Origin of the sequence: Corallococcus exercitus, assembly GCF_003611585.1 — a bacterium.
GTDB classification, from domain to species: domain Bacteria; phylum Myxococcota; class Myxococcia; order Myxococcales; family Myxococcaceae; genus Corallococcus; species Corallococcus exercitus.
Map to the genome: position 1 here is coordinate 1 of NZ_RAVW01000098.1, position 25,348 is coordinate 25,348.

29 protein-coding genes are annotated in these 25,348 nt (G+C 69.8%); 14 read left to right on the top strand and 15 right to left on the bottom strand.

The genetic code is table 11. From position 1 onward, the window contains the following. Positions 1 to 104: 104 nt before the first annotated feature. Complete coding sequence (locus D7W79_RS14595; protein ID WP_244221776.1) at positions 105 to 1,049, bottom strand: AraC family transcriptional regulator; 945 nt, start codon at positions 1,047 to 1,049, stop codon at positions 105 to 107. Positions 1,050 to 1,196: 147 nt separating this feature from the next. Here D7W79_RS14595 and D7W79_RS14600 point away from each other — a divergent pair, with 147 nt between their 5' ends. Continuing rightward, the gene (locus D7W79_RS14600; RefSeq protein ID WP_120525989.1) at positions 1,197 to 1,613 is read left to right on the top strand and encodes a DUF4267 domain-containing protein; all 417 of its coding nucleotides are present in this window, start codon (positions 1,197 to 1,199) and stop codon (positions 1,611 to 1,613) included. 15 nt (positions 1,614 to 1,628) lie between these two features. On the opposite strand, the gene D7W79_RS14605 is transcribed toward D7W79_RS14600, so the two are convergent. Next, positions 1,629 to 1,844 carry a hypothetical protein gene (locus D7W79_RS14605; RefSeq protein ID WP_120525990.1) on the bottom strand — a complete coding sequence of 72 codons (216 nt, stop codon included), beginning with the start codon at positions 1,842 to 1,844 and terminating at the stop codon, positions 1,629 to 1,631. Positions 1,845 to 2,026: 182 nt separating this feature from the next. On the opposite strand from D7W79_RS14605, the gene D7W79_RS14610 reads away from it, so the two are divergent. Beyond that, positions 2,027 to 3,751 carry an NADPH-dependent F420 reductase gene (locus D7W79_RS14610; protein ID WP_208729735.1) on the top strand — a complete coding sequence of 575 codons (1,725 nt, stop codon included), beginning with the start codon at positions 2,027 to 2,029 and terminating at the stop codon, positions 3,749 to 3,751. A 42-nt stretch (positions 3,752 to 3,793) separates the two neighbouring features. Next, complete coding sequence (locus D7W79_RS43625) at positions 3,794 to 4,957, top strand: hypothetical protein (protein WP_158616961.1); 1,164 nt, start codon at positions 3,794 to 3,796, stop codon at positions 4,955 to 4,957. Between the two features lie 29 nt (positions 4,958 to 4,986). On the opposite strand, the gene D7W79_RS14625 is transcribed toward D7W79_RS43625, so the two are convergent. Both D7W79_RS14625 and D7W79_RS14630 read right to left on the bottom strand, forming a co-directional pair. Next, a complete protein-coding gene (locus tag D7W79_RS14625; protein WP_244221777.1) occupies positions 4,987 to 6,117 on the bottom strand; it encodes an erythromycin esterase family protein in 1,131 nt (376 codons plus the stop codon). A gap of 221 nt (positions 6,118 to 6,338) precedes the next feature. Continuing rightward, positions 6,339 to 7,217, bottom strand: a complete 879-nt coding sequence (locus tag D7W79_RS14630) for an oxidoreductase (RefSeq protein WP_120526013.1) — start codon at positions 7,215 to 7,217, stop codon at positions 6,339 to 6,341. Positions 7,218 to 7,245: 28 nt separating this feature from the next. Between D7W79_RS14630 and D7W79_RS14635 the strand changes: the two genes are divergently transcribed. The 4 genes from D7W79_RS14635 to D7W79_RS14650 all read left to right on the top strand — a co-directional run bounded on the left by D7W79_RS14635 (position 7,246) and on the right by D7W79_RS14650 (position 9,387). After that, positions 7,246 to 7,866, top strand: coding sequence for a TetR/AcrR family transcriptional regulator (locus tag D7W79_RS14635; RefSeq protein WP_158616962.1), 621 nt, complete (start codon positions 7,246 to 7,248; stop codon positions 7,864 to 7,866). A 138-nt stretch (positions 7,867 to 8,004) separates the two neighbouring features. Beyond that, positions 8,005 to 8,166: a ribbon-helix-helix domain-containing protein gene (locus tag D7W79_RS14640; protein WP_120525995.1), complete on the top strand. Its 162-nt coding sequence runs from the start codon at positions 8,005 to 8,007 to the stop codon at positions 8,164 to 8,166. Then, complete coding sequence (locus tag D7W79_RS14645; RefSeq protein WP_120525996.1) at positions 8,163 to 8,537, top strand: VOC family protein; 375 nt, start codon at positions 8,163 to 8,165, stop codon at positions 8,535 to 8,537. The genes D7W79_RS14640 and D7W79_RS14645 overlap by 4 nt, the downstream gene beginning before the upstream one ends. Further along, positions 8,530 to 9,387, top strand: coding sequence for a class I SAM-dependent methyltransferase (locus D7W79_RS14650; protein WP_120525997.1), 858 nt, complete (start codon positions 8,530 to 8,532; stop codon positions 9,385 to 9,387). Before D7W79_RS14645 ends, D7W79_RS14650 begins: the two co-directional genes overlap by 8 nt. A 257-nt stretch (positions 9,388 to 9,644) precedes the next feature. Here the strand turns inward: D7W79_RS14650 and D7W79_RS14655 are convergent, their stop codons facing one another. After that, positions 9,645 to 11,624 carry a serine/threonine-protein kinase gene (locus tag D7W79_RS14655; RefSeq protein ID WP_120525998.1) on the bottom strand — a complete coding sequence of 660 codons (1,980 nt, stop codon included), beginning with the start codon at positions 11,622 to 11,624 and terminating at the stop codon, positions 9,645 to 9,647. A gap of 53 nt (positions 11,625 to 11,677) precedes the next feature. After that, entirely contained in the window at positions 11,678 to 13,018 is a 1,341-nt protein-coding gene (locus tag D7W79_RS14660) for a trypsin-like peptidase domain-containing protein (RefSeq protein WP_120525999.1), read from the bottom strand. Positions 13,019 to 13,274: 256 nt separating this feature from the next. Here D7W79_RS14660 and D7W79_RS14665 point away from each other — a divergent pair, with 256 nt between their 5' ends. Next, complete coding sequence (locus tag D7W79_RS14665) at positions 13,275 to 14,282, top strand: ATP-binding response regulator (protein WP_120526000.1); 1,008 nt, start codon at positions 13,275 to 13,277, stop codon at positions 14,280 to 14,282. 4 nt (positions 14,283 to 14,286) lie between these two features. On the opposite strand, the gene D7W79_RS14670 is transcribed toward D7W79_RS14665, so the two are convergent. After that, positions 14,287 to 15,324 (bottom strand): agmatinase family protein, encoded by a 1,038-nt coding sequence (locus tag D7W79_RS14670; RefSeq protein WP_120526001.1) that lies wholly within the window; start codon positions 15,322 to 15,324, stop codon positions 14,287 to 14,289. A gap of 88 nt (positions 15,325 to 15,412) precedes the next feature. Between D7W79_RS14670 and D7W79_RS14675 the strand changes: the two genes are divergently transcribed. Then, positions 15,413 to 15,856 (top strand): MmcQ/YjbR family DNA-binding protein, encoded by a 444-nt coding sequence (locus D7W79_RS14675; protein ID WP_120526002.1) that lies wholly within the window; start codon positions 15,413 to 15,415, stop codon positions 15,854 to 15,856. Between the two features lie 5 nt (positions 15,857 to 15,861). On the opposite strand, the gene D7W79_RS14680 is transcribed toward D7W79_RS14675, so the two are convergent. Next, the gene (locus D7W79_RS14680) at positions 15,862 to 16,851 is read right to left on the bottom strand and encodes an NAD(P)H-quinone oxidoreductase (RefSeq protein WP_120526003.1); all 990 of its coding nucleotides are present in this window, start codon (positions 16,849 to 16,851) and stop codon (positions 15,862 to 15,864) included. Between the two features lie 36 nt (positions 16,852 to 16,887). Then, on the bottom strand, positions 16,888 to 17,889 hold the full coding sequence (locus tag D7W79_RS14685; protein WP_120526004.1) for a magnesium transporter: 1,002 nt from the start codon (positions 17,887 to 17,889) through the stop codon (positions 16,888 to 16,890). 52 nt (positions 17,890 to 17,941) lie between these two features. Between D7W79_RS14685 and D7W79_RS14690 the strand changes: the two genes are divergently transcribed. Continuing rightward, the gene (locus tag D7W79_RS14690; protein WP_120526005.1) at positions 17,942 to 18,145 is read left to right on the top strand and encodes a DNA gyrase inhibitor YacG; all 204 of its coding nucleotides are present in this window, start codon (positions 17,942 to 17,944) and stop codon (positions 18,143 to 18,145) included. Positions 18,146 to 18,296: 151 nt separating this feature from the next. Further along, positions 18,297 to 19,367 (top strand): lysylphosphatidylglycerol synthase transmembrane domain-containing protein, encoded by a 1,071-nt coding sequence (locus tag D7W79_RS14695; protein WP_120526006.1) that lies wholly within the window; start codon positions 18,297 to 18,299, stop codon positions 19,365 to 19,367. Between the two features lie 12 nt (positions 19,368 to 19,379). Here D7W79_RS14695 and D7W79_RS14700 read toward each other — a convergent pair whose 3' ends face one another. Further along, complete coding sequence (locus D7W79_RS14700; RefSeq protein ID WP_120526007.1) at positions 19,380 to 19,832, bottom strand: hypothetical protein; 453 nt, start codon at positions 19,830 to 19,832, stop codon at positions 19,380 to 19,382. A gap of 166 nt (positions 19,833 to 19,998) precedes the next feature. Then, positions 19,999 to 20,253, bottom strand: a complete 255-nt coding sequence (locus D7W79_RS14705) for a ribbon-helix-helix domain-containing protein (protein WP_014396286.1) — start codon at positions 20,251 to 20,253, stop codon at positions 19,999 to 20,001. A 364-nt stretch (positions 20,254 to 20,617) separates the two neighbouring features. Between D7W79_RS14705 and D7W79_RS14710 the strand changes: the two genes are divergently transcribed. After that, positions 20,618 to 21,184 carry a TMEM165/GDT1 family protein gene (locus D7W79_RS14710; RefSeq protein WP_120526015.1) on the top strand — a complete coding sequence of 189 codons (567 nt, stop codon included), beginning with the start codon at positions 20,618 to 20,620 and terminating at the stop codon, positions 21,182 to 21,184. 98 nt (positions 21,185 to 21,282) lie between these two features. On the opposite strand, the gene D7W79_RS14715 is transcribed toward D7W79_RS14710, so the two are convergent. Next, positions 21,283 to 22,332: an NAD(P)-dependent alcohol dehydrogenase gene (locus D7W79_RS14715; RefSeq protein WP_244221778.1), complete on the bottom strand. Its 1,050-nt coding sequence runs from the start codon at positions 22,330 to 22,332 to the stop codon at positions 21,283 to 21,285. Positions 22,333 to 22,448: 116 nt separating this feature from the next. Between D7W79_RS14715 and D7W79_RS14720 the strand changes: the two genes are divergently transcribed. Both D7W79_RS14720 and D7W79_RS14725 read left to right on the top strand, forming a co-directional pair. After that, complete coding sequence (locus D7W79_RS14720; RefSeq protein ID WP_120526009.1) at positions 22,449 to 22,949, top strand: DUF1579 domain-containing protein; 501 nt, start codon at positions 22,449 to 22,451, stop codon at positions 22,947 to 22,949. Positions 22,950 to 23,041: 92 nt separating this feature from the next. Continuing rightward, on the top strand, positions 23,042 to 23,329 hold the full coding sequence (locus tag D7W79_RS14725) for a hypothetical protein (RefSeq protein WP_120526010.1): 288 nt from the start codon (positions 23,042 to 23,044) through the stop codon (positions 23,327 to 23,329). Between the two features lie 28 nt (positions 23,330 to 23,357). Here the strand turns inward: D7W79_RS14725 and D7W79_RS14730 are convergent, their stop codons facing one another. Genes D7W79_RS14730 through ogt form a run of 3 tightly spaced genes read right to left on the bottom strand, consistent with a single transcriptional unit; the run spans position 23,358 to position 25,335 of the window. Next, positions 23,358 to 23,936, bottom strand: coding sequence for a class I SAM-dependent methyltransferase (locus D7W79_RS14730; protein ID WP_120526011.1), 579 nt, complete (start codon positions 23,934 to 23,936; stop codon positions 23,358 to 23,360). 28 nt (positions 23,937 to 23,964) lie between these two features. Then, a complete protein-coding gene (locus D7W79_RS14735; protein ID WP_120526012.1) occupies positions 23,965 to 24,780 on the bottom strand; it encodes an isocitrate lyase/PEP mutase family protein in 816 nt (271 codons plus the stop codon). A 33-nt stretch (positions 24,781 to 24,813) separates the two neighbouring features. Continuing rightward, entirely contained in the window at positions 24,814 to 25,335 is a 522-nt protein-coding gene (gene ogt, locus D7W79_RS14740; RefSeq protein ID WP_171438162.1) for a methylated-DNA--[protein]-cysteine S-methyltransferase, read from the bottom strand. Positions 25,336 to 25,348: the final 13 nt, after the last annotated feature.

The window sequence follows — 25,348 nt, forward strand, 5'->3', positions numbered from 1 at the left end:
ATCGTCGGCAGCGTCAGATGGGTATAAGAGACAGGCGGGGGCGCCTCCCGAGCGAACGTGCCAGGGCTGGCACGCGCGTGGGGGCCCCCCAGGGGACGCGGATGTCAGGACCCTTGGACTTCACGCGCCTTGCGCCGGTACTCGCCGGGAGGCACGCCCATCTCCCGCCGGAAGGCCCGATTGAAGGCGAACTCGGACTCGTAACCCACGCGGCCCGCGATGGCCGCGAGCCCGTCCTGTCCCTCACGCAGTGCGTGCGCGGCCTCCTGCATCCGAAGCCGCGTGAGGTACTCAAGCGGCGCCACGCCCACCTCGCTCGCGAAGCGCCGCGCGAGCGTCGCCCTTGAGGTCCCCGAACGCCGCGCCAGCTCGCTCACGGTCCAGCTCCGCCCCGGCTCCGCGTGCATCCAGCCCAGGGCGCTGGCGAGCGTCCGGTCTCCGAGCGCGCCCAACCAGCCCGCGCCGCCCGGTGGCTGCGCGTCCGCCCAGGCCCGAAGCACCTGCACCAGGAGGATGTCGAGCAGCCGGGAGACGATGACCGAGGAGCCCCGCTCACCCCGCGCGTACTCCCGTTCGAGCATCGACACCGTGGGCAGCAGGGCACGCGCGTCCTCGGACGCCCCTCGCAGGTGGACCCGCTCGGGAAGCAGCCGCAACACGGGATGCGCCCCCGGCTCGTCGAACGCGAAGACGCCGCAGAGCAGCCGCGACTCCGCGCCGTCCCCGCCCAGCACATACGAGGAAGCCCCTTCTCCACGTGCCGCCAGCCAGTCCTCCAGGCGCAGCTTGGGGCTGCGGGGCGAGTCCGCTACGGCATGTCCGTCGCCGCGCGGCAGCAGCACGACGTCCCCAGGCCCCAGCGCCACGGTGTCCCGGCCCTGGGTGAGGTGACAGGAGCCCGCGATCACCAGGTGCAGGGCCGCTGAGGTCGTAGGCGCGAAGCGCAGCCCCCAGGGAGCCCGCGCCACGGTGCGGCAGTAGAGCTGTCCTCGCAGACGGGTTCGCTCGAGGATCTGCCCCAGCAGGTCGGAAGCATGCGAGAGGTCCATGCTCTCGAAGCTAGCAGCGAGCTGCCCCCAGCGCTCAGGCCCTGAGCGTTTCAGACAAAAGGTTGAGCCGTCCGCGAATGGCATCCCCGAGGCCCGAACGGCACATTCCCAGTCATGAACGACACCCGCGCTTCAACTGGAGGCCTCATGAACCCGAACCCTGCACAGTTGCCCTGGAAGCTCACTTCGCCCACGGCCTTGTTCACCTTGCTGCTGGGCGGCTTCATGCTGTTCCTCAGCCTGAGGGCCGTGCTGGATCCGATCAGCGCGGCCAGGGGCTTCGGTCTGGCCGACTCCGGAAGCGAGGTCATCCCCTGGCTGTACGTCAAGGCGGGCAGGGACCTCGGGCTGGCACTGGCGATGTTCGCCCTGGTGGCCATCCGGCAGCGAAAGGCCGCGGGCGTCTTCGTCCTCGCGTGCATCGTGATGCCCACCGTGGACGCGCTGACCGTAATGCATGGCGGCGCCTCGCTCGGCTTCGCGCTCGCGGTCCATGGAAGCGCGGCGCTCTACGGAGCCGTGCTGGCCGCCGCGCTGCTGCGCCCCCAGAAGATCACTTCTTGACGAGCAGCCATGGGGCTAGCGAGGGTCGTTGTCGAGGGCTTCCTGGCTGGCACGGCGCAAGGCCTCGATGAACTCTTCGACTTTCGAGACCCGGATGGATCCCAGCCCTGAGAACTGGCCTTCGGCGTCCACGAACGCCCACTGCACTGACGGCTCGCCAAAACAGGACACGAAGCCGACATGAAGGTCCGCGTTCCCGGTGTCTTTGAGTATCGCTGTGGGATGAAACATGGGGTTTTCCTGTTCCGAGGTTTCCGGGCGTCCCGGCGTGCGTTGGCCTACTGTCGGGGTTCGTGAGCTTACCCTTCGTTGGAGGAGAGTCCGCGCCAGACCCCAGGCGCGAATCGTGGCCCCTTCGGTTGCGTCGTGACCCGGACGGGGGCTGCCTGCTCGAGCTCGTCAACTCCGGTGGCGTGCACCCGATCCATGCGATCCACGAACGTCTTCGCGGTGTCCTGGAGCGGCTGTCTGACGGCCTCGAGCTCGCCTATCTGTGCCGGGTCGCCCCGGGACGGCACTACAACGTCTCGCACCTGATCGCGGTCGAGATCTGCGAGCGCCAGCAGCGACTCGCAAGCGTCACCGCGCTGTTGCCGGAAGCCTTTATCTCGGAGCGGCCCTGGCTTCTTCTCGCCCGTGCCCGGGCACAATTGACTGCGGGCGAGGTGGCGGGCGGCGTCGAAGATGCGCGTCAGGCCTTTCAACGCGGGGTCGAAGCGGCGGATGCGCCTGTCGTCGCGGAGTTCTTCGCCTGGCTGCCGCCGGAAGGCCGCGAGGCCCTTCGTCCGGAGTACCTGGCCTGGTTCGAGCGGCAGCCCGCGGAACAGCTCGCGCGCTGGCAAATAGAGCTCCGCTGGTGGTCTGAGCGCCAGCTCCTGGAGCACGGGAACGCCCTGGCCCCGCAGAGGTACTGGGGAAACCGTGAGGAAGCGTCGCGCGTCGTCGCGGAGCTGCACCGTCGCGGCTCCGGGTCGGCTGCACGGCTCGAAGCGCAACTCGGCGCCACCGCCGCGCCGCAGGCCATGGCCGCCGGGAGTGTGGCTGTGCCCCACACCGACAGGCCGCTCCGCATCGGGATCATCGGCGGGGGACGGATCGGCGTGCAGCTCGGCACGCTGTGGGCGAGGGCAGGGCACGACGTCCGCATTGGGGTCCGGCGGCCGTGGCAGGTGTCCGTGGAGCCACCGGTCGCGGTCGGTGACGTTTCGCGGGCGCTGTCTCACGGGGAGGTCATCGTGCTGGCGACGCCCGTCTCGGCCCTCAAGGACGTCGCCGAAGCCTCGCAACAGGCGCTGTCCGGAGTGGTCGTGATCGACGTGACGAACCCCGAGGATCCTTACTACGCGGCCAGGTTGGGCAATTCTCAGCGCGGCTCTGGATCGTTGACCGGAGCGCTGTTCCCGGGCGCGCGAACGGTGAAGGCTTTCAACACGCTCCACGAGCGAGCCTTGTTCGGCCCGACGGTCGCGCTCGTGCCACCCTCGGTTCCCATCGCCTCGGATGACCCCGAGGCCGCGGCCACGGCGGCGCAGCTCGCGCGCGATGCGGGCTTCGAACCCGTCGTCGTCGGGCCGCTCTCCGCCTCGGCGCGCTTTGACCGCGGGACAGCGCTCTGGGGCTCGCTCGCCAGTCATGCACAGGTGTGTGCTGTGCTTGGCATCGAGGCCCCCGCGCGGCCATCGCACGAACAGCTCCCGACCCGCACGCTGGTCGAGGCCGTGCTCTCCCTGGCCATCCCGAAGGAAGTGATCGAGCCCGACTCCGGGGAGGACTTCTACCCATTCGGGGATGCCTGGCGCCGGCAGTACGCCGAGTGGCGACTTCCGTGCCCGGATGGGCTCGCCGAGTTGGCGGACGGCGCGGGGGAGGTGTTGATTGATATCGGCGGCTGGGGGCTTTACGAGCCCCAGGCTGATACCGACCTTCGCGAGGGGCTTCGGCGCGACGTCTCGACCGCGCACCTTACCGAGATGGTGGCACCTTTGTTCGGCCGTGATGGCGACCTCTTGCTGCTGGACGCGGAGGGGCGCGTCCATCTCTGGCTCCATGAAGAAGGGGATGAGACGCGGGTGGTCGCCAGGGACTTCCGCGCGCTCCTCGCGATCTTCGCGGCACGCATCGACCCGGGCCTCCTCTGACCCGCATCGCCACCTCCAGCCGGCGTGTTAGCGTTCCGCGCGATGAGTGGGCAAAAAGGGACGATCGTCGAGCTCAACCCCATTGACGCCCTCGGGTGGATCGAGCTCGACGAAGGCGGGCGGGTGCGCTTCGGCGGCACCGCGCTCAAGAGCTTCGCCGTGAACCCCTCGGTCGGCACCCGGGTCGAGGTGCACGGCATCGCGCCGGGCTACAAGGGCGTGCCCAAGGCGGTGATGGTGACGCCGCTCGTCGTCGCGCCCGCGGCCACCGAAGAGCCCAAGGCCGAACCGATCCGCGCGCTGAAGAAGACCCCATGGCCGACCTTCGTGCGCGAGCACCCGCGCTGGAGCGACGTCGCCGAGACCTGCGTGCCCTGCGCGCGTAAGGCGCCTCGCCCCGAGATCCCCGAGCACCCGCTGTTCGCGCCCTGGCGCCGCGAACTCCGCGAGACCGCGCCCACCTGCGTCGATCTGAAGGTGCCGCATTACCTGAAGCCCGAGCGCTTCGATCCCAGCCCCGGCGATTGCTTCGCGCACGGCTCCGTTGCCTGGCTTGACGAGCCGCGCTGGCCGAGCTGCGGCATCTGCGCTCGCCCGCTGGAGATGTGCGTCCAGATCGCGCCGGCCGTGCTCGCGGACTTCCTCCCCGGCGGCCGCGGCCTCGCCGCGCTCTTCTGCTTTCACTGCGGCGTCGCGAAGAACAGCGATGCGCGCGTCGCGTACGTCCGCCTGGTGGAGCCGAGACACCGCGTGACCGGCCCCGAGGCGTGGCAATCGGCGTCGAGTGGCTGGCTGCGCGAGAGCCAGCGGGTGACGCCGGCCTCGCCGGCGACCGAGCTCCCGCCGGCGAGCTGGTACCGCTATCGCTCGGAGATCACGCCGGAGACCGCGTCGAGCGCGCTCTTCGGCTTCGATACGCTCGAACTCGACGGGCCGTTCCCCGAAGGCTTCGATCCGGATCAGCTCGAGGAGGTCGACGTGGAGTACGACGACTGGCTCGCGCAGCAGCGCGGCGGCGCGAGCTGGGGTGGAGCTCGCCTCGGCGGCGTGGCGGGCTGGGACCAGGCCGACGCGACGCCGAGCTGCGCGCATGGCGAGATGCTGCACCTGCTCGACTACGAGGGCGGGCAGTTCCTCGACGGGGCGCTGCACGTGTTCTCATGTCGCGAGCGGGTCTGCGAGCTGGCGTTCGTCGCGGAGTTCTGAGGCGCCTGTTGCCCGTTCCCGGACGGGAATCAGTGGGGCAGTGGGTGCGGCAGGGTTTCTTCCCGAAAGATCAGCAGTCCATCCATGACCGTTGCCCAGGGGGCCGTCATCCACGCGTAGGTCAATGGACGGGCCACCCTGGGACCCAGGTCACGAAGCTGGTGACCTTCCAGATACCGGGTATTTGACGTGTGACCAGACAACACCTGGCCCTCCAGGGAGTCGGCCGGTGCGGGCGCGAGGGGATAGATGCGACCACTGCTGCCAAGCGAATGGCTTCCGGAGCCCGCGGAGAAGCCAAGCACGAAGGATTGGTCCCCGAACCTCTCATGGACATAGGAGCCGAAGGGAGTCCGGTGTCGTTCGTTCGCATCGACGCCCCTGAGGTCTTTTGCGGCATGAACGGTGGCGGTCCAGACAATGGCCTTCCTGGGATTGGGGGACTGGGACAGGAGCCATTCCAGGTTCATGAACATGGAGTGGTCACGATCGTCGTGACCGCGCCAGTCAGGGGTCCCGCTCGCGTGCTCCATGGCTTCACGGGTGAAGAACCGCTCCAGGTTGCGGACCATCTGCAACTGCCCCTGGAGCCTCGGGTTCGCACCCGCTCCGGGCCCGGAGAGCACCTCCCCCACCTCCTTCCAACAGCCCAGGATGAACCTCGCGGACTCCGCCGTGTACGGGTGGGCTTCGTCGTATCGCCAGGCCATGTGCCGCTCGAGCGCCGCCCCGCACTCGGCCTGCCTCGTTCCCTTCAGGAAGGGGATGAGCTCCCCCGTCATCTGGCGGTTGGCGTAGGTGCCCTTGCCAATCTGATCATCGAGCCCGCCAGCCTGGAGGGTTCCCGCATTGAGCCGCCCGGCGAGGAACTGGACCAGGGGTTTCATCTCCTGCTGGGCCCACATCAAGCCGATCGCGGAGGCGACCGTGTCCTCGCTGACCGGCTGCCCCTCCTTCAGCAGCGCCTGGAGGTGGATGAAGTCATAGGTGCCGGATTCGATGAAGAAGGCATCGTAGTGGCATTCCTCCACGAGCCTGCGTGTCAGCTCCACCTTGAAGGTGAGGGTCGTGCCACCGCCGTGGTGGCTGTCCTCGCCCAGCAGGGCAAGCCGCTTGTCGCAAAGGTCCCGAACGATGCGGTCGGCGTCGGAGACCACCACGGCCTCCTTTGGGGCCACCCCCCTGGAAGGTGAGGCGCAACTCGAAAGCAAGGGGAGCAGGAGCAGGAGGTATCTCATTCGTGGCCCTTCCAGGTTTGGGACCCTCGCCCAACGAAACCGGGGGCCATTTCCCCTCACCTCCTTCGTGCATCGGGGCGGATTCCGGGCAGGCACGCAAGCGTTGTAGTTTGGCGGGATAGGGTGACTCGGCCCACCGGGGCTCAAGCCGCCTTGGAACCGGGCCGCGGGAAGTTCGAGCCCAGGAACCGGTCCCACGCGCGGTCGGTCAGCAGCGACTTCTGGGTCAAGAGCAGCGTCGCTGAACCCGTGACGGTGTAGCGCGGCTTCGGGTTCTTCGCGGTGAGCGCCCTGGCGATGACCTTCGCGACGTCGTCGGACGAGCCGGCCAGCTTCGCGAGCGGGCCCTTCTCATAGGACTCCTTCGTGGCCTTCGCGACCGCGTCGTGGAAGTGCGTGTACACCTCCTCCGCGTCATTCGTCGCCATGGACGAGACCGCGGCCTCGCTGAAGCCGGAGCGGATGAGCCCGGGCTCGATCAACACCACGTCGACGCCGAAGCCCTTCACCTCGAAGCGCAGCGCGTCGCTGAGCGCCTCGATGGCGTACTTGGTGGCGTGGTAGTAGCCGCCGCCTGGGAAGACGAGCTTGCCGCCCATGGAGCTCAGGTTGACGATGCGGCCGTAGCCCTGGCGCCGCATGCCGGGCAGCACGAGCTGGCTCAGCCGCACCACGCCGAAGACGTTGGTCTCGAACTGCGCGCGCACCTTCTCCATCGACACCGCCTCGATGGCGCCCGACTGCGAGTAGCCCGCGTTGTTGATCAACACGCCGACCGCGCCCTCGGACTGCTCGACGGCCTTCACCGCGGCCTTCATGGACGCCTCGTCCGTGACATCAAGCGCCAGGACCTTGCAGCCCGCGGCCTCCAGGTCCTTCAGCTGAGATGTCTTCCGCGCGGTGGCGTAGACGTTCCACCCCTTCGCGGCGAGGTGCAGCGCCGTCGCCTTGCCAATGCCTGAGCCGCACCCGGTGATGAGGACTGCCTTCGAAACGGAAGCTGCGTTTGTCTGTTGCGCCATGGCACTGCTCCTTGCGAAGAGAGAAGACATGAAGAAGAGCTCGACCGGCCGCGTGCGTCGCAGTGACCCGGCCCTGCTGGTGAAGGCGGCCCGTGCGCTGTTCGTGCAGTACGGCGTGCGCCGCACGTCGATGGAGGACGTCGCGCGGCACGCCAACGTGGCGAAGGGCACCGTGTACCTGGCGTTCGACTCGAAGGACGCGCTCTTCCGCGCCGTCTGCGAGGACCTGTGCGACGAGCTGCTGGCCCGCTCCGAGGAGGCGGTGGGCTCGGCCCGGACCGGGACGGAGCGCATCCGCGCGCGGCTGGTGGCGAAGTACGCGTGGCTCCAGGGCTACGTGAACGCGTCCCCGCATGCCGAGGAGCTGCTCGCGTCGAAGGACTCGGTGGCGGGCGACGTGCTCAAGGCCATGGACGTGCGCTTCGCGAAGCTGCTCGCGAAGGACCTCGAGCTCGCGGCGAAGGAGGCGCGCGTCACCTTGCCCATTGACGGGTTCGAGGCATCCGAGCTGGCCCGGGTGCTGATGCGAATCGCCCGCAGCTGCGGCCTGCCGGATGAGGGCCGGGCGCTGCCCACCGAGGCGCTGGCGAAGAGCCGCCTGGAGGCGCTGCTGCCCGTCGTCCTGCGGGGGCTGAGGCTCGTGGCTTGAACGAAATGACCCGATTCGCATTTTGGGTCATTGAGTACAGGGAATCCGCGGGGCGCGCCAGTCTTTCGTGGCACGCCCGGTACGCCCCTTGGCTTGCAGTATGCTAGCATGCTAGCAATCTAGTGCGAGGAGGCTCGAGTGGCCGACGACGTGAAGCAGTTCAACGTGTACCTGCCGACGGAGCTCATCCGCGAGGTCAAGCACCACGCGGTCGAGACCGAGCAGTCGCTGTCGGCCATCGTGGCTGCCGCCCTGCGCGCCTACCTCGACCAGCAGCCATCGAAGCGGAGGAAGCCATGACGACGGACGGAATCGCAGGACTGCTCATCGAAACGCACAACTGGGGCAAGACGGTCGCGTTCTGGAAGGCGCTCGGATACGAGCTGGAGTTCGAGACCGACCACCACTCCGGACAGCTCCGCCATCCGGGGGGCGGGCCGTTCCTCTTCGTCGCCGAGCGTCCGGAGGGCACTCCGCTGCTGCTTCAGCCGATGATCGCGGTGCGCGACGCCGCGAAGTTCTCGCCTCCGGATTCAGGCCGCGTCGTGCGCCCGTTCGAAGCGCAGCATTGGGGCGCGCTCGAGATGCTCCTCGCGGACCCCGACGGCCGGCACCTGAGCGTGCAGGCGGCGTCGCCCGCGGGCACCCACAAGGAGCACCCCCATGGCTGACACGGCCATCGCTGCTCCCGACCACACCGCCGTCCGGGTCGCGTTGTGGCGTGCCCTGCATGTGCAGGTGGACGCAGCGCCGCACGTGCTCGAAGACGAGGTGGGCCTCCAGCTCGTGGCTCCGGATGAGGGCTGGCGACAGCGGCCGGACATGCATCCGGCGCGAATGGCCCGCTCGCGGGCGTCCATCGTGGCGCGTGCCCGGTTCATCGAGGACCTTGTCGAAGCGCGCGCCAGGGAGGGCGTCTCGCAGTACGTGCTGCTCGGGGCGGGCCTGGACACGTTCGCGCAGCGCAGGCGCGGGCTCACCGAGTCGCTGAGCGTGTTCGAGGTCGAGCAGCCGGACACGCAGGCGTGGAAGCGTTCGCGGCTCGCCGAGCTTGGCCTCGCGATCCCCGAGCATCTGCACTTCGTGCCGGTGGACTTCGAGGCGAACGAGTCCTGGCTGGAGCAGCTCGTGCGCGCGGGCTTCGACCCGAAGAGGCCCGCCGTGATCGCCTCGACGGGCGTCGCCATGTACCTGACGAAGGAGGCGAACATGGCGACGCTGCGACAGGTGGCGGGGCTCGCCCCGGGCTCGACGTTCGCGATGTCCTTCATCCTCCCGTTCGAGCTCATCGAACCGGAGGAGCGCGCGGGCCTCGAGGGTGCCGCGCGAAGCGCACGGGCGGCCGGCACGCCCTTCCTCAGCTTCTTCCCCCCGGAGGAAATCCTCGCATTGGCGCGCGAGGCCGGCTTCGCGGACGTCCAGCACGTCTCCGCCGCGCAGCTCACGGAGCGCTATTTCGCGGGCAGGGCCGACGGGCTCCGGCCGGGGAGCGGCGAGGCGCTGCTGGTAGCGACGACGTAGCGCGCGTCAGCGAACGGGTGGCCTCCGGTCAGCGCAGTCCGTCCAGGATGAGTCCGCGGCGCTGATAGTCCAGTGGGCAGACCTGGACTTGCGGCGCGGCAAGCTCAACGTGCGCCGGACGAGCTGGCGCGGGGCACATGATGAAAACGAGGACAAATCAAAACCCAGCAACCCTTCAAGATTGCTGGGCTTCTCGGGATGGCGGCGGCAGGAATCGAACCTGCGGCCCGTGGCGGAGTCTTTACGCCAACCAGCGGTTACTCCTCCACGGCCTCCTGGGGCTCCTGGAAGTCCACGTCGAAGTTGACGCGCTGACCGGGCTCGATGGTGAAGGTCTTCTGCCAGTGCGACGGGCCCACGGTGACGTTGAGGCGGTGGTAGCCCTCGTAGACGTCCAGCTCCTCCACGGGGACCGTGCCCGCGGGCTTGCCATCGATGGTGACGTTGGCTCCGGCCGGGCCTCGCACGTTGATGAAGGCCTTGTTGAGGAAGAACTGGTAGGCGGAGCGGCCCGTGGGGGCCACCGTCACGGTGCGCGACACGGAGATGCCGAGCGCGCCGTTGGTGAAGGTCAGCAGGTGCTTGCCCGGCGGCAGTGACGCGGACAGCGGCGTGCGGCCCAGGAGCGCGTTGTTGAGCGTGACCTCCACGCGAGGCTCCACGGTGAGGTCCAGGATGCCCATGGTCGGGCCCGCGTCCACACCGGCGTCCACGCCCGCGTCCTCGATGCCCGCGTCGAAGGGCTCGGCCACCACCACGGCCGGCAGGCCCGCGTCGAAGGTCTCTACCGTCATCGTGCCCTGGAGCTGGCGTTGGACGATCACCGCGCCCGCGCCGAGCGTCAGCACGAGACCGCCCACCACGAACGGCACCCAGGAGCGCGAAGGCTTCTGTGCCGCCACGGCCTGCGCCGCAGCGGGGCTCGCCGCGCCGCCGAAGATGGGGCCCGTAGGACGCGTCTCCGTGGAGGTCGTGGGGGCAGGGGAGGGCGTCACGGTCTGAGCCGTGGCACCGTGAGGGCCCTGACCCCTGACCGGGTTCGCGGTGCTCGGGACAGGGCTCTGGGCTGGAACCGCGACAGGAGTGCTCTGCGGGGCCTGCGCGGGCGTCGATGCCTGTGTGGTCTGGGCGGGCGCGGAGGCCGGCGCTTGCACGGAGGCAGACGGCTGCGGCGCGGTGGCCACGGGCTGTGCGGACGTGCTGCCCACCGACGAAGAGAACTCCGGCACCTTGTTCTTCACGGGCTCCGCGAGCCCCACGCCCTGCGCGATGAGCTCCGCGATCTGCGGCGCGGGCATGCCCGCCTTCGACAGCGCCTCCGCGATGCCCTTCTCAATCGTCGCCCGCCGCGCCGCGCGCGCCTCGCTCTCAGGCGGGAACAGCTTCGCCAGGTGCGCCGCGAACTCCTCGTGCTCCGGCAGCTTCCCGATGGCCTCTACCAGCGCCTCGCGGAACGCGAGCGCCGACGGGTAGCGCTCCAGCGCGCGCTTCGTCGTCGCGCGGCGCACGACGGCATCCAGCTTCAGCGGCACGTCCGCCGGCATCGGGGGCAGGGCGCGGTTGAGCACCGCCTTGTCCGGATCCGCCGACTCCTTGAACGGCATCTTTCCCGTGAGGCACTCGTGCAGCGTGAGCCCCAGCAGGAACACGTCCGACTGCACGTTGACCGCTTCGCGCCCGCCCAGCAGCTGCTCCGGGGACGTGTACGCGCGGCGGTTCTTCACGCGCTTGCCACCGCGCTCGCGCGGCGCCACGGAGAGTGCTCCGTAGCCCGTCACCTTCGTGAAGCCGCTGAAGGACACCATCAGCGTCTCGGGCCGGATGTCTCCGTGCACCAGCGGCGAACCGTCGTCGTTGCCGGCGACGTGCGCGTAGTGCAGCCCCATCGCCGCGTCCGCCACCACCAGCGACGCGAACGCGGGCGACATGCGCGGGTTCGCTTCCAGCACGCGCCGCAGGGGCTCGCCGTCCGCGAACTCGGTGACTCGCGCCAGGCCCCCGTCCAGCTTCTCCAGGCCGTACACGCGCAGGATGTTCGGGTGTTCGAAGACGATGGCGCGGTTCGTCTCGCGCTCCAGGCGCGCCACCAGCTCCGGGTTCTGGGCAATCTCAGGCGGTGCCCAGATGAGCACGACGGGGCGGGGCGTGGCGCCGTCCTCCAGCGACAGGCCGAGGAAGGCACGCGAGCCCTCTCCAGCAAGGAGGGGGCCGAGTGATTGATAGCGAGGCGAACTCATGGGAACGGCATGCTAGTGCCCTTCCCATCGATCCTGGAATCCCCGGGATGTACCTAGAGCCGCTGCCCTTCGAAAGGCAGCGTCAGGTGGTAGCCGTAACGCCCGCGTCGCACGAGCAACAGCACGCTACGTCCCCGTCGCGCCGTCAGCAGGGCTTCACGGAAAGTGTCACCCGTTGGGACAGGCTGATTGTTCATCCTCAACAGCACGTCCCCCGGCTCCAGGCCAATCTCCGAGGCAGCGGACCCCGGCCGCACGGACGCAATCGCCATCCCGCCCTTGCTCTCCTTCACTCGGAGTCCCAGCTTCTCCCACGCCAGGGTTTCAAGCAGGCGAGCAGGAAATTCGACCGGCGTCACCTGCACCGTGCGGTTGCCGCCTGCTCGGAAGAGGACCAAGGGGAAGACCGAGCGCGCCGGATAGCCGCGCACGCGCGAGTCGAAATCCTCCGCGTCCTGGATGCGCGATCCGCCCAGCTCCGCGACCACGTCGCCACGCTGCACACCGGCCTGCGCGGCGGGGCTGTCCGGATCCACGTTCGTCACGATGACGCCGTATGTGCGGTCCCACCCGAGCCGCGCGGCCACCTGCGCGGGCAGGTCCGCCGTGTCCATGCCCACCCACGCAGGGCGCACCTTCCCGAAGCGCGTGAGCTCCTCCACGATGCGCCGCACCTTGTCCGCGGGGATGGCGAAGCCGATGCCCTGGCCGTTCGCGTAGATGGCGGTGTTGATGCCGATGATCTCCCCGTCCACGTTGAGCAGCGGCCCGCCGGAGTTGCCCGGGTTGATGGCCGCGTCCGTCTGGAGGAAGTCGTTGTAGACGCGGTCGTCCGCGCGGAAGGTGCGGCCCGTGGCGGACACCACGCCCGCCGTCACCGTCTTGCTCAGGCCGAACGGGCTGCCAATGGCCACCACCGTCTCGCCAATCATCAAGTCGGAGCTGGTGCCCAGCTTCGCGGTGGGCAGGGGCTCCTTCGCGTTGACCTTGAGGACGGCCAGGTCGTTGTTCGCGTCGCTGCCCACCACCTCCGCGTCGAAGGTGCGCCCGTCCGCGAGCACCACGTGGATGGCGGAGGCGCCCCGGATGACGTGGTCGTTGGTGACGATGATGCCGGACGGGTCGATGATGGCGCCGCTGCCCAGGCCGGTGATGCGCTGGCGCGTGTCCGGCTGATCCATCCCCTGGCCGAAGAACTCCTCCAGCGGCGAGCGCGGCCGGCCCCGGAAGCGTGACTCCACCTCCTGTTCGGTGCCGATGTAGACGACCGCCGGGGAGACCTTCTGCACCACCTCCACCACGTCGCTGCGCCGGCGGGACAGGTCCGCGTGCGCCGGAAGCGCCAGCACGAGCCCCGTCAGCAAGAGCCCCCACCGGATGTGTGCTGCCCTCATGCCCTTCCTCCATACGCCGCCGGAAATTGTCTCCCGGAAGACAGTCTGAATGTCGGGAAGGCCGCAGCCATTCCCTGGGTGTCTGGAAGCGGCGTCCGGCTCTTCATAGACCAGATGACGCGGCCGTGAACGAACGCACTTCAGGCAGAACGTCCCTGCCCCGGCCCGATTGCGGCCCGGGAGCGCAGGGCGGGCCCTGGGCGTCCCGGCGCGGCGAGTTTCTTGATGCCCGCGGGGGCCGAGGGAGTGGTTGCACATGAGTCTCGTCCTGGTCGCGGATGATGAACCCGCGGTGCTGGAGGTCCTGAGCCAGGTGATTGAGGACCTGGGGCACGACGTGGTGCGCGCACGGGATGGCGAGGAGGCCCTGGCGCTCGCCCGGGCGCACCGGCCGCGGCTGGTGGTGACGGACCACATGATGCCGCGCATGAGCGGCATGGAGCTGTGCAGCCGGCTGAAGCAGGAGCCGGGCCTGCGCGACGTGCCCATCATCCTGCTGAGCGCCGTGCTCCAGCAGGGCTCGCCGGATGCGTCCGCGTTCCTCAACAAGCCCTTTGAAATCACCGACTTCGAGACGCTGATCCACGACGTGCTGGAGAAGGCCCCCGCCGTGCCCGCGGAGCCCTCGACGCCGGTGGAGGCGCTGAGCCGCTGGGTGGCGCAGTCGCTCCAGGGGCCGCTGGAGGCCGCGCGCGAGCAGCTGCGCACGCTCCGCGACCTGCCGCAGCCCGGCAAGGGCGCGGTGGAGGCGCTGAGCACGCAGCTGCAGTCGCTGGAGCGGATGGGGCACTACCTCCAGGACGCGGCCCGCCTGAGCGCGGGCAGCGTGACGTTGCGGCCAGTGGAGGGCGACCTGCGCCGGCACCTGGAGGCGTCCGTCGCGAGGTGCCGCACGGCGGGGCCCGGCGTGCCCGTGGAGGTGTCGGTGCCCCCGGAGGCGGTGGGCCTGAGATTCGACCCGGAGCGCCTGGAGCAGGTGTTCGACGTGCTCCTGGCGAACGCGGCCCGGCAGGGCGAGGTGCGCGTGGAGCTGAAGGCGTCCCCGGAGCAGGTGCTGGTGCGCGTGAGCGACCGGGGGCCGGGCATCCCGGAGGCGGAGCTGCCCCGGCTGTTCCAGCCCTTCCCGGAGGGCCCCGCGCGAGGAGAGGCGCTGGGGCTCTACGTGGCCTCGGAGCTGGCGAAGCTGCACGGCGGCGCGCTCTCCGCCGAGTCGCACCCCGGGCAGGGTGCGACGTTCAGCGTGTCGCTGCCGCGCGTGGCCTGAAGCCTCAGGCCTTCTGCGACTTCAGCATCCAGCCAATCATCTTGTAGAGCAGGCGGGCGCCCACGTTGGCGTCCCACTCGCTGCCTTCCGGGTCGGGGGCCACTTCGGTGAGGTCGAAGCCGACGATGGTGCGGCCCGAGCGCACGACGCCCGCGACGAGCGCGGTGGCCTCCGGGAAGGACAGGCCGCCGGGGACAGGGGTGCCGGTGTTCGGGCACAGCACGGGGTCCAGGCCGTCGATGTCGAAGGACAGGTAGACCTGCTGCGGCAGCTTGTCGACGATCTGCTTCACCTGCTGGTTCCAGGGCAGGCCGTCGAAGCGGTTCTGCTGGAGGACGGCGTCGTAGAAGGCGTGGATGCGGCCGCCGGAGTCCTCGATGTAGCGGTGCTCGTTCTCGCTCATGTCGCGCAGGCCCACCTGGACCAGCGTCTTCACGCCCGGGATGCGCTCGCACACGTTGTAGAAGATGGACGCGTGCGACCAGGTGAAGCCCTCGTACGCGACGCGCAGGTCGGCGTGCGCGTCCAGGTGGAGCACGCCCATGCCGGGGTACTTCTCCGCGTGGGCCTGGATGATGCCGAAGGAGATGGCGTGATCGCCTCCCACGGCCGCCACGCGCTTGCCCTGCTCCAGCCAGTGCTTCGTGGTGCGGTAGACGTGGTCGTTGAGCTTCTCGCTGAAGCCGTTCACGTCCGTCGCGGCGGAGAGCAGCTCGGCGTCACCGGACTCGATGCCGCCCGCTTCGATGACGAGCAGGGCACGCTCCTTGGCGCGCTCGTTCCACATGTGCAGCTCCGCGGGGGCCTCCAGCATGGCGATGCCGCGCTCGTAGGGCCGGCCGGTCTCCACGTCGAACAGGTCCACCTGCTTGCTGGCCTCCAGCAGGGCGGCGGGGCCGTTGGACGTGCCACCGCCGTAGCTGGTGGTGGCCTCGAAGGGCACGGGGATGACGACGACGTGGGCCTCGTCGGGGGAGTGGGGGAGGCCGAAGATGCCGGAGCCCGGCTGCGCGGCGGCGGCGGGGTCGAAGTGGGTAGCCATGGCGGCGCAGGATACGGTTCCGCTCCCCGGGCGCAATGGCTTCGATAACGTCCGGTGCCAGGGCGGCAAGCGGGCAGGGAGGACACGGATGGCGGTCCGGAAGAAGACGGTGGCGAAGGCGAAGCCCACGGCGAGCAAGGGACGGCTCACGGTGGACGACGTGCGTGAGCTGGCGCTGGCGCTCCCGGCGACGGAGGAGCGCCGTTCCTATGGCACGCCCGGCTTCCGGGTGAGCGACACGCTCTTCGCGCGGGTACTGGATGACGACTCCATCGTCATCAAGGTGGACTTCGACCACCGCGAGGCGCTGCTGCAATCACAGCCAGACGTCTTCCTGGTGACGCCGCACTATCAAGACTGGCCCATGGTCATCGTCCGGCTCACCACCGTGGACCGGCCCCTGCTGCAATCCCTGCTCAAGGAGGCCTGGCGCCGGTGCGCTTCCGCCAGGGTGCTCAAGGCGCAGGAGCCCGCCGTCGCCGCTCCCAAGCGGGCGGTGAAGAAGGCCCCCGCCCGCAAGCGGACCGTGTAGCGGCTTCAGTCCCAGCGAACGACGATCTTCCCTACCGTGCCGTTGCCCGCCATCCGCTCCAGTCCCGAGCGGAGCTCCGTCATGGGAAGCACCGCATCCACCACGGCCTTCAGCGCGCCGGAGTCGAACAGGGGCAGCAGCTGCCGCTCCGCCACCTGCGTGAGCAGCATCTTCTCCTCGGCGGGCCTGCTGCGCAGCACCGTCCCCGTGAGCGTGAGCCGCTTGCGCATCACCAGCCCCAGGTCCAGCTCCGCGCGCGCCCCCGCCACCGAGCCCACCTGCATCAGCCGCCCCCGGGGCGCCATGGCCTTCACGGACTCCGGCAGGTAGGCGCCGCCCACCAGGTCCAGGCACACGTCCGCGCCCCGGCCACCCGTCGCGGCCAGCACCGCGTCCGCGAACACCGGCGGGTTGCTCTCACACAGCACCGTCTGGCCCACGCCCCATTCCGAGGCCCGCGCCAGCTTGTCCGCGCTGCGCCCCGTGCCCACCACCCGCACGCCCATCGCCCGGCAGAGCAGCGCCGCGGCGGACCCCACGCCGCTCGCCACCGCGTGCACCAGCACCGTCTCCCCGGGCCGCAGGTCCGCCTGGAGCACCAGCGCGTCGTACGCCGTGAGGTACGCCTCCGGCAGCGCCGCCGCGTCCGCGAAGTCCATGCCCTTGGGCATGCGCAGCACCTCGCGCTCGTGCGTGGTGAGCACCTCGCTCCACGCGCCCCCGCCGACGAGCCCCATCACCCGGTCGCCTGGCTGGAACTTCCGCGCGCGCGGGCCCACCGCCACCACCTCGCCCGCGTACTCCAGGCCCGGCACGTCCTGGGGCGCGTCGGGGGGCGGCGGATAGGCGCCGCGCACCTGGAGCAGGTCCGCCCGGTTGAGCGCGCTGGCCCGCACCCGCACCTGCACGTCGTACGGCCCCGGCATTGGCTCCGGCCGCTCGTCGAACGCGAGGACCTCCGGACCGCCCGGCTTCGTGATGCGCACGACCTTCATGACCCTGCCCCCTTTCAGCAAGAGAATCCAACGCCGTTACAACAGCAACCGCGTCACCAATCCGAAGTACGCCAGCAGCGTCACGTTGTCGGAGATCGCCAGCACCAGCGGCGCCGACGCCAGGTGCGGATCCACCTTCAACCGCTTGAAGAGGAACGGCAGCACCCCGCCCAGGCACGACGCCAGCGAGGCGGACACCGTCACCGCCACGAACAGCGCCAGGGGGAAGCCGAACCCCGGCGAATAGATGCGCCCCAGCAGCGCCACCACCGTCGCCGCCATCAACCCGGCCAGGCTCGCGGCCACCACCTCGCGCGCCACCACCTTCTTGTCCACCTCGCCGTGCGTGACCATCGACACCGAGACCGCCGTCGTCTGCACGCCCAGGCTCTCCGACAGCACCAGCACCATGGGGATGAAGGCGCTCACCACCACCAGCTCCGCCACCGTGCGCTCGAACAGCCGCGTCGTCGTGGCCGCCAGGAACCCGCCGGCGATGTTCACGAGCAGCCACGGGAAGCGCTTGAGCGCCATGCGCCCCGGCCGCGTCTCGCGCTCCTCGCCCTCCGGGAGGCCCACGAAGCGGTAGACCTCGTCGCGCACGCGGCCCTCCACCTCGTCGAAGAGGGTGTCGGAGAACGCGTCCACGAACTGGTTCATCTCCACCACGCCCACGATGCGCCCGTCCGCGTCCACCACCGGGAACGCCAGGAAGCGGTAGGTGACGAAGAAGTCCTCCACCACCGCGTCGGACGCGTCCACCGGCAGCTTCACCACCCGTGTGAACATCAGCGACGCGATGCGCTCGTCGGGGCCGGCGCGGATCAGCTTGCGGATGGGCACCACGCCCACCAGGCGGCCGTCCGGGTCACACGCGTAGCAGTAGAAGATCTCCCCGGTGCCGGGGTGGGCGCGCAGCTTCTCCAGCGCCTGGGCGACCGTGTCCTCCACGCCCACGGCGGTGAAGTCCCGGGACAGCCGGTCGCCTTGCAACAGCGTGTGAGCGGTGTCCGAGGGGGTCTGCACGAGGCGGCGCACGAAACGTCCTGGCCCGCCGGAGCGTCAAGGCTTATCTAGGAGGACATCCACCATGCCACTCGCGCCGTGTCCCATCTGTCAGAAGCCCGTGCCGCCGCGCCCGGAAAACACCTCCCAACCCTTCTGCTCCCGCCGCTGCCGCGCCGTGGACCTGGGCCGCTGGCTGGGCGAGGAATACCGCGTGCCCGACCGTCAGGCCGAGCAGCAGGAGGACGAGCTGCCCTCCGACGGTGAGACGCGCCGGCACGACGCCTGAGCCGCCGTCCGGTGCTGAAGGACTGCCGGCCCCTTTGGGCGACAGGGCAGGGGAGCGGGCCGCTGGAAGGCCCACGCCCGTGCGCCCCGGAGGGCAGGGGGGTAGGCGTCCCGCTGGAGTCGCGGGGAGAGTGACGGTATACCCGCCTGCCGTGAAACGCGCCGTCAACCTCATCGCCAGCCTGCTCGTCACCATTGCCTTCATGTGGTGGGCTTTCCGGGACACGGATGTGTCCACGCAGGTCGCCAGCCTCAAGGCGGCCAACTACGCGTGGCTCCTGCCGTACTTCCTGTGCCTCACCCTCATCCACGTGTTCCGCACGCTGCGATGGGGGGCATTGCTGTCGGGCCTGGAGCACGTCCCGTTCCGCAAGCTGAACGAGGCGTCCGGCATCGGCTTCATGATGCTGCTGGTGCTGCCGTTCCGCCTGGGTGAGTTCGCCCGGCCCTTCCTCATCGCCCAGCGCAGCTCCATCCGGCGCAGCGCGGCCATGACGTCCGTGGTGCTGGAGCGCATCACGGATGGCCTCTTCGTCGCGGCGCTGTTCCGCGTGCTGCTCTTCTTCGTCCCGACGGAGACCCCCGAGGTCCGGTACGTGAAGCTGGGCTCGTGGCTGATGTTCGCCGTGTTCGGCGGCGGTCTGGTGTTCCTGCTGCTGGGCCTGTGGCAGCAGGAGCGCACGGTGCGGCTGGTGCGCGCCACCGTGGGCCGCTTCTCCCCGGGCATCGCGGACAAGGTGGCGGACGTCGTGGACACCTTCGTGGGGGCCATGCGCCAGCTCCCCGACCGCAAGCACATCGCGCTCTTCTTCCTCTACACGTTCGCCTACTGGGGCGTGAACGGCCTGGGCATGGCGCTGCTCGCGCGCGCGTTCGACTGCTCCGGCGCGGCGCCGGGCGTCGCCTGCGAGCCCATGAACCTGTCGCTGTTCCAGTCCTACATCGTGATGTGCGTGCTGGTGGTGGGCATCATGATCCCCGCCGCGCCCGGGATGATGGGCACCTTCCAGGCCGCGACGAAGGTGGGTCTGGGGCTGTTCCTGCCCGCCGCGATGGTGAACGCGCACGGGCTCGCGTACGCGAACGTGCTGTGGCTGTGCCAGACGGTGCAGCAGATCGCCTTCGGCCTCATCCTGCTGTCCATCAGCCACATGTCCTTCCGCGAGCTGGCGGGGAACATGAAGAAGGGCGACGACACCGCGGCCACCCGCTCGGCGGCCTGAGGCGTTCCCTTGCTAGGGCGTAGGCTGTCCCCCGTCGGCAGCCTGCGGGGCCTGCCGCGGGCGGACGCCCTTGCGCACCTGGTCGCTGACGGCGGCGGGGTCCACGCTGCCCTTGAAGGTGCCGAAGGGCGTCTCGATGCGCTCCTCGTGCCGGCCGTCGGTGCCCGGCGGGCCGCACCAGGCCTTGTCCTGTTGCTTGAGGGACGCCACGGGCGTGTGCACCGCGGTGCGCGTCTCGGTGGTGGACTTGGCCACGAGCACCTGGTCGCGCATGAGCACGCAGTGGTCCTCGTCGAAGTACCAGGCCGACGAGCCGTCCGGGAACTCCTGGGCCCGCGCCGGCCCCTTGCCCATGGTGTCCGCCACCTGGGCGGCCGTCATGCCGGGGTAGAGCTTCTCGAAGCCGGGGGTGGCGCAGCCGGTGGCGGCCAGCGCGAGGAGGGCGGTCAGCAGTGCGGAACGCATCAGGGCGCGGCTCCGGAAGAGGGGAGGCGTGCGACCCTAGCGTGTTCCCCCGCGGCGGCTCCAGGGAGGCCCTGGAGGCAGCGGGGAGAGGACTACAGTTCCTGCTCCAGCCAGCGCCGCAGCCGTTCACGCAGCGACAGCGCACGGCGGCGGGGCAGGAGGCCGCTCACGACTCGCCCTCTGTCTTGGCGGGCATGCGGCCGTACTTCGACAGCAGGTCCTCCACGGCCTCGCGCAGGTACTCGCTCTGGTGGATGCGGGTGCGCCGCGCCAGCTCGCGCAGCTTGTGCACCTGCTCCTCGGGAACGAGGACGTGGGTGGAGACGATGTCGGCCTCGGGGCTTCGGACCTCACCGGGTTCCACCGCGGACGGGGACGACGGAGCGTCGGGGCTCAGCGGGCTGGCGCTTCCATCCTGCATCGGGCTTCCTCCAGGAATGCTGCTACAGGCCGCTACCGACCTGGCGTGGGCATTAGGGGGCCGGCCTCTCGTGTCGTCAAAAAAAGGAACGCGCGACGCGGCGGGTTGACTTGCCACCCGGTGCGCTGTTACTCGCGCATCCACGTAAGGGGAGTAGTTCCCGCCCGGCAGCGAGGGGCGGAGGGGCGCTCGACACACTGGCTGGTGACAGCCCGGGCCCCCATCTCGCGAAGCGCGAGACGAACGAGACCTTCGGACAGGGATTCAATGCTCCCTGGCCGAGGTCCGTCGTTGCGCGCTCCTCCCTGACGCGCTCCACCCGACGCCCTCCGTGCCAGGACTGGGATGGAGTGTCATCGTGTCGTTGGAAGCCATCGTGGGTTCATTCGTCCTCGTCGCCGCCAGTGAGATGGGCGACAAGACGCAGCTGCTGGCGTTCTCGCTGGCGTCCAGGTTCCGCAAGCCGTGGGTGGTGCTGGGTGGAATCTTCGTGGCCACGGTGGCCAACCACGCGCTGGCGTCGTCGGTGGGCACATGGGTGTCCACGCACGTCCCCGCGCGGGTGATGGCGCTGGTCCTGGCAGTGCTGTTCCTGGGCTTCGGCCTGTGGACGCTCAAGCCGGACACGCTGGACGAGGAGGGTGACAAGCCTCCGCGCTTCGGCGCCTTCCTCACCACGGTGGCGCTCTTCTTCATGGCGGAGATGGGCGACAAGACGCAGCTGGCCACCATGGCGGTGGCCGCGCGCTACCAGGCCCCGGTGCTGGTGACGCTGGGCACCACCGCGGGGATGCTGGTGTCGGACGGCCTCGCGGTGTTCCTGGGCGACCGGCTGTCCGGGCGGGTGAACATGAAGTACGTGCGCTGGGTGACCGCCGCGCTCTTCTTCCTCTTCGGCCTCGTGTCGCTCTGGACGGCCTGGCGCGGCTGATGAAGCGCGACGGAAAGGCCCCGGCGAGAACGAACGCCGGGGCTTCACCGGAGCTCCGCCAGAGCTCCGCCGGAGCTCCGCCGCAGCTCCGGAGACGGCTACTTCGCCCGCAGGCTCGCCGTGTCGATGACGAAGCGGTAGCGCACGTCGTTCTTGAGCATGCGCTCGTAGGCCTCGTTGATCTTCTGGATGGGGATGACCTCCACGTCGGAGGCGACCTGGTGCTTCGCGCAGAAGTCGAGCATCTCCTGCGTCTCGCGGATGCCGCCAATCATCGAGCCGCCCAGCTTGAGCCGGCGGGGGATGAGCGAGAAGGCCGCCAGGGGCGTCGGCGTTTCCGGCGCGCCGACGATGATCATCGTGCCGTCCGTCTTCAGCAGGCTCAGATAGGCGTTGTAGTCGTGCTGCGCGGAGACGGTGTCGAGCACGAAGTCGAAGGACCGCCGCAGCGCCTTGAACGTCTGCTTTTCGGACGTGGCGGCGAAGTGCGTGGCGCCCAGGGCGAGCGCGTCGTCGCGCTTGGACGGCGAGGTGCTGAGCACCGTCACCTCCGCGCCCATTGCCTTGCCCAGCTTCACGGCCATGTGGCCCAGGCCGCCCAGGCCCACGACGGCCAGCTTGCTGCCCGCCTTCACGCCGTAGTAGCGCAGGGGCGAGTACGTGGTGATGCCCGCGCACAGGAGCGGCGCGGCGCGGTCCAGCGGGATGCCCTCCGGGATGCGCAGCACGTACTTCGCGTCCACGGTGATGTGGGTGGAGTAGCCGCCGAAGGTGGGCTGCCCCTCGTAGTCGCGGCCGTTGTAGGTGTTCACCGAGCCGCGGTCGCAGTACTGCTCCTCGCCCTTGAGGCACTGGGGGCACTCGCGGCACGAGTCCACGAAGCAGCCCACGCCCACGCTGTCACCGACCTTGAACGTGGTGACGGCGCTGCCCACCTTCGACACCTTCCCGACGATCTCGTGGCCCGGCACCATCGGGAAGAGGGCGCCGCCCCACTCGTCGCGGGCCTGGTGGATGTCGGAGTGACACACGCCGCAGTACTGGATGTCGATGAGCACGTCCTGGGGGCGCGGCTCGCGGCGCTCCAGGGTGAAGGGGCCGAGCGCGGCCTTCGCGCTGGGGGCGGCATAGGCGGAAGTCGTGGGCAAGGAAGACTCCTGAAGGGAAGCGAAGCGGGGCATCAATGTAATGACGCGGGCGCGTCCATGGCGGAGAAAGCAAAGGAGTGGACCTGCCAGGGGGGCGTCCGGGAGACTCCCCGCCCATGAGCCAGGAACGCCTGCAGCAATCCCTGTCCGCCGGTCCTCATCACCTCCTCTCCCAGCTGGTTGGCGCGTGGGAGGGCGTCGCGCGCACGTGGTTCCAGCCCGACAAGGTGGAGGACGAGTCGCCCATCACCGGCAGCTTCCAGAGCGTGCTCGACGGACGCTTCGTGGTGCACCAGTACACGTCCGCCATGGGGGGCACGCCGCTGACCGGGATCGCGACGCTGGGCTACCACCTGGACGGGCAGCGGTTCACCATGTCGTGGGTGGACACCTTCCACGTCGGCACGGACATCATGGCGCTGCAGGGAGAGGCCGGGGTGAGTGACCGCTTCTCCGTGCTCGGCAGCTACTCCGTCGGCGAGCAGTCGCCCCGCTGGGGCTGGCGGGTGGACATCCAGGTGACCGGCCCGGACTCCCTGGTCGTCACGCACTTCAACATCGAGCCCGGGGCCGAGCCGCAGCGGGCCATTGAAATCCAGTACAAGCGCCGGAGCTGAAGGGCGCCTGGGGCGTTTGGGGCGGGCCGGACGGCTGATGTATCAACGCCCGGCGCCGCGCACTTCGCCGGTGCTCACTGGAAGCCCACCCCATGCACCTGAAGACCTTCATCGCCAGCCTCGCCGTCGGTTCCCTCCTCGCAGCCTGTGGCGGAGTGGAGACGGAGGAGGGGACGGGGGATCCGACGCCGTCCCTGGCCACCTCCGAGCAGGGCCTCTGTGAGGGCTATGACAACGGCGCGCGCCGCTGTTCCGTGCGGTGCACCGCCAACGGCCCCTGGTTCTTCTTCGAGCCGGGCATCGTCTATTACGGTGAGTGCCAGCCCTTTGGCGCGTCGTACTGCGGCCGTACGCCGTCCGCGACGTGCTGGAGCTTCTGAGTCCTCTCGGGGCTCTCGGCTGATGCGTTCAGCCCTGGCTGTCATTGACGGGACGCCGTGCAAGCACGCGCGCCTCGTGACGCCCGGAGCCCGTCCAGCCCTCGGTGAATGAGAGGGATTGAAGCCCCTGGAGCAGGGTGGGCAGTTCACCCTCGTCCAGGAGGAAGCGCGCGGACGGGTGCGGATGGCGTTGCAGGTTGCTCCGGGTGGGCTGGGCGAAGACAAACAGCCCACCCGGTGCGAGCAGTCCTGGCACCGCGGCGAAGAGCGGCCGCCAGAGGTAGTTCAAGCACACGACGAGATCGAACGGACCGGGCGGCAGCGCTTCGGCTTCCAGGTCCAGGCGCAGGCGCGTGAGGGAGACGCCCGCGTCGCGCGCCAGGGTTTCCGCCTGAGCCAGCGCCACGTCGGAGATGTCCACCAGGGTCACGTCCAGCCCGCGCCGCGCGAGCCAGCACGCGTCGTGTCCCGGGCCGCCGGCCAGGTCGAGCGCCCGGCCCTTTCGGGGCAGCCGGTCCGCGAGCGAGCGGAGGAAGTCGGAGGGCTCCCGCGGCGCGGAGGCCTGCTGGTAGCGGTCGTTCCAGCGCTGACGATCCTCCTGGGACATGGCTCGGCTCCTTCCGCGGCGGTGGGTGTTACTTCCGGGGCATCAGCCCGTTGAGGGACGGATAGCTGGCGGCGGCTTCGAACAGGGCCGGAGAGTGTCCCTCGCGGAGGAAGGCGGTGGCGAGCGCACCGGCCCGGCCCCACATGGACTCCGCGATGGCGGAGCCGGCGCTGAGCCGCCGCACGCCCAGCCGTTGCAATTCCGCCAGAGCGGGGAGGTCCTGCCGCGCGAGCACGTTCACGGGCAGCGGGGTGCCCCGGGTGATGGCCTGGATGTCGGCCGCGTCCGTGATGCCCGCGACGAAGAGGCCATCCGCGCCGGCCTGCTGGTAGCGGGCGGCACGGGCCAGCGCCTCCTCCACGCGGCGCTCGGGCGGCACGAGCTTGCGCAGGTAGACGTCCGTGCGCGCGTTGACGAAGACGTCGATGCCCAGGCGCGCGCCGGCCTGCTTCACGCGCTCAATCTTCGCGGCGAGCAATTCCGGAGGCCCGTTGCCGTCCTCCAGGTTGCAGCCCACGGCGCCCTCGGACAGGAGGCGCGCCACGTTCTCACCGGCGGTGGCCGGGTCGTCGGAGTAGCCCGCTTCGGCGTCCACGGTGAGGGGGACGCGGATGACGCTGGCGATGGCGCGCACCGTGGCGACCAGCGCATCGATGGGCAGCGCGTTGCCGTCCGGGAAGCCCAGGGCCCAGGCGACGCCCGCGCTGGTGGTGGCGATGGCACGGGCGCCCAGGCTCTCGAAGAGGCGGGCGCTGCCGGCATCCCAGGCATTCGGAAGCAGGAGCAGGTCAGGCCCCTGGTGCAGCGCGCGGAAGGTGCTGGCGGTGTCTGGACGGGCGGTCATGCGAGGAAGCTCCAGTGAGGGGTTGAGAGGGATTCAGGCGTGGGTCTGCTCATGATTGAGCAGCCAGCGTTTGCGTTCCAGCCCCCCGGCATAGCCGGTGAGTGAGGCATTGGAGCCGATGACGCGGTGGCACGGGACGACGATGCTGATGGGATTGGCGCCATTGGCCAGCCCCACGGCGCGAATGGCCTTGGGGCGCCCGATGCGTTCGGCGAGCCGCCCGTAGGTGGTGGTCGTGCCCGCCGGAATCTCCCGGAGGGCGCGCCAGACCTCGCGTTGGAAGGGCGTGCCGGCGGTCTCCACGGGAAGGGAGGTGATGGCGGACAGGTCTCCGCGCAGATAGGCCTGGAGCGCGGAGGTCCGGCCGGAAGGGTCGCGCGCGGGCTCCAGGACGCAGCCGCCCTCGCCGTAGTGCAGGCGCAAGAGCCGGTGCATGCGGGCCTCGTAGCCCTCCCAGTCCAGCGCGCGCAGGCGGCCTTCCTCATCACAGACAAGGAGCGCCACGCCGGTGGGGGTGGGAGTGGAATCAATGAAGAAGCGCAGGCGGTCAGGCATGGGCCTGTCTCTT

Coding starts and splice junctions, on each gene's coding strand:
- D7W79_RS14595 (WP_244221776.1), bottom strand. CDS start 1,049: ATGGACCTCTCGCATGCTTCCGACCTGCTGGGGCAGATCCTCGAGCGA.
- D7W79_RS14600 (WP_120525989.1), top strand. CDS start 1,197: ATGAACCCGAACCCTGCACAGTTGCCCTGGAAGCTCACTTCGCCCACG.
- D7W79_RS14605 (WP_120525990.1), bottom strand. CDS start 1,844: ATGTTTCATCCCACAGCGATACTCAAAGACACCGGGAACGCGGACCTT.
- D7W79_RS43625 (WP_158616961.1), top strand. CDS start 3,794: ATGAGTGGGCAAAAAGGGACGATCGTCGAGCTCAACCCCATTGACGCC.
- D7W79_RS14630 (WP_120526013.1), bottom strand. CDS start 7,217: ATGGCGCAACAGACAAACGCAGCTTCCGTTTCGAAGGCAGTCCTCATC.
- D7W79_RS14635 (WP_158616962.1), top strand. CDS start 7,246: ATGAAGAAGAGCTCGACCGGCCGCGTGCGTCGCAGTGACCCGGCCCTG.
- D7W79_RS14645 (WP_120525996.1), top strand. CDS start 8,163: ATGACGACGGACGGAATCGCAGGACTGCTCATCGAAACGCACAACTGG.
- D7W79_RS14650 (WP_120525997.1), top strand. CDS start 8,530: ATGGCTGACACGGCCATCGCTGCTCCCGACCACACCGCCGTCCGGGTC.
- D7W79_RS14655 (WP_120525998.1), bottom strand. CDS start 11,624: ATGAGTTCGCCTCGCTATCAATCACTCGGCCCCCTCCTTGCTGGAGAG.
- D7W79_RS14660 (WP_120525999.1), bottom strand. CDS start 13,018: ATGAGGGCAGCACACATCCGGTGGGGGCTCTTGCTGACGGGGCTCGTG.
- D7W79_RS14665 (WP_120526000.1), top strand. CDS start 13,275: ATGAGTCTCGTCCTGGTCGCGGATGATGAACCCGCGGTGCTGGAGGTC.
- D7W79_RS14670 (WP_120526001.1), bottom strand. CDS start 15,324: ATGGCTACCCACTTCGACCCCGCCGCCGCCGCGCAGCCGGGCTCCGGC.
- D7W79_RS14675 (WP_120526002.1), top strand. CDS start 15,413: ATGGCGGTCCGGAAGAAGACGGTGGCGAAGGCGAAGCCCACGGCGAGC.
- D7W79_RS14680 (WP_120526003.1), bottom strand. CDS start 16,851: ATGAAGGTCGTGCGCATCACGAAGCCGGGCGGTCCGGAGGTCCTCGCG.
- D7W79_RS14690 (WP_120526005.1), top strand. CDS start 17,942: ATGCCACTCGCGCCGTGTCCCATCTGTCAGAAGCCCGTGCCGCCGCGC.
- D7W79_RS14700 (WP_120526007.1), bottom strand. CDS start 19,832: ATGCGTTCCGCACTGCTGACCGCCCTCCTCGCGCTGGCCGCCACCGGC.
- D7W79_RS14705 (WP_014396286.1), bottom strand. CDS start 20,253: ATGCAGGATGGAAGCGCCAGCCCGCTGAGCCCCGACGCTCCGTCGTCC.
- D7W79_RS14720 (WP_120526009.1), top strand. CDS start 22,449: ATGAGCCAGGAACGCCTGCAGCAATCCCTGTCCGCCGGTCCTCATCAC.
- D7W79_RS14725 (WP_120526010.1), top strand. CDS start 23,042: ATGCACCTGAAGACCTTCATCGCCAGCCTCGCCGTCGGTTCCCTCCTC.
- D7W79_RS14730 (WP_120526011.1), bottom strand. CDS start 23,936: ATGTCCCAGGAGGATCGTCAGCGCTGGAACGACCGCTACCAGCAGGCC.
- D7W79_RS14735 (WP_120526012.1), bottom strand. CDS start 24,780: ATGACCGCCCGTCCAGACACCGCCAGCACCTTCCGCGCGCTGCACCAG.
- ogt (WP_171438162.1), bottom strand. CDS start 25,335: ATGCCTGACCGCCTGCGCTTCTTCATTGATTCCACTCCCACCCCCACC.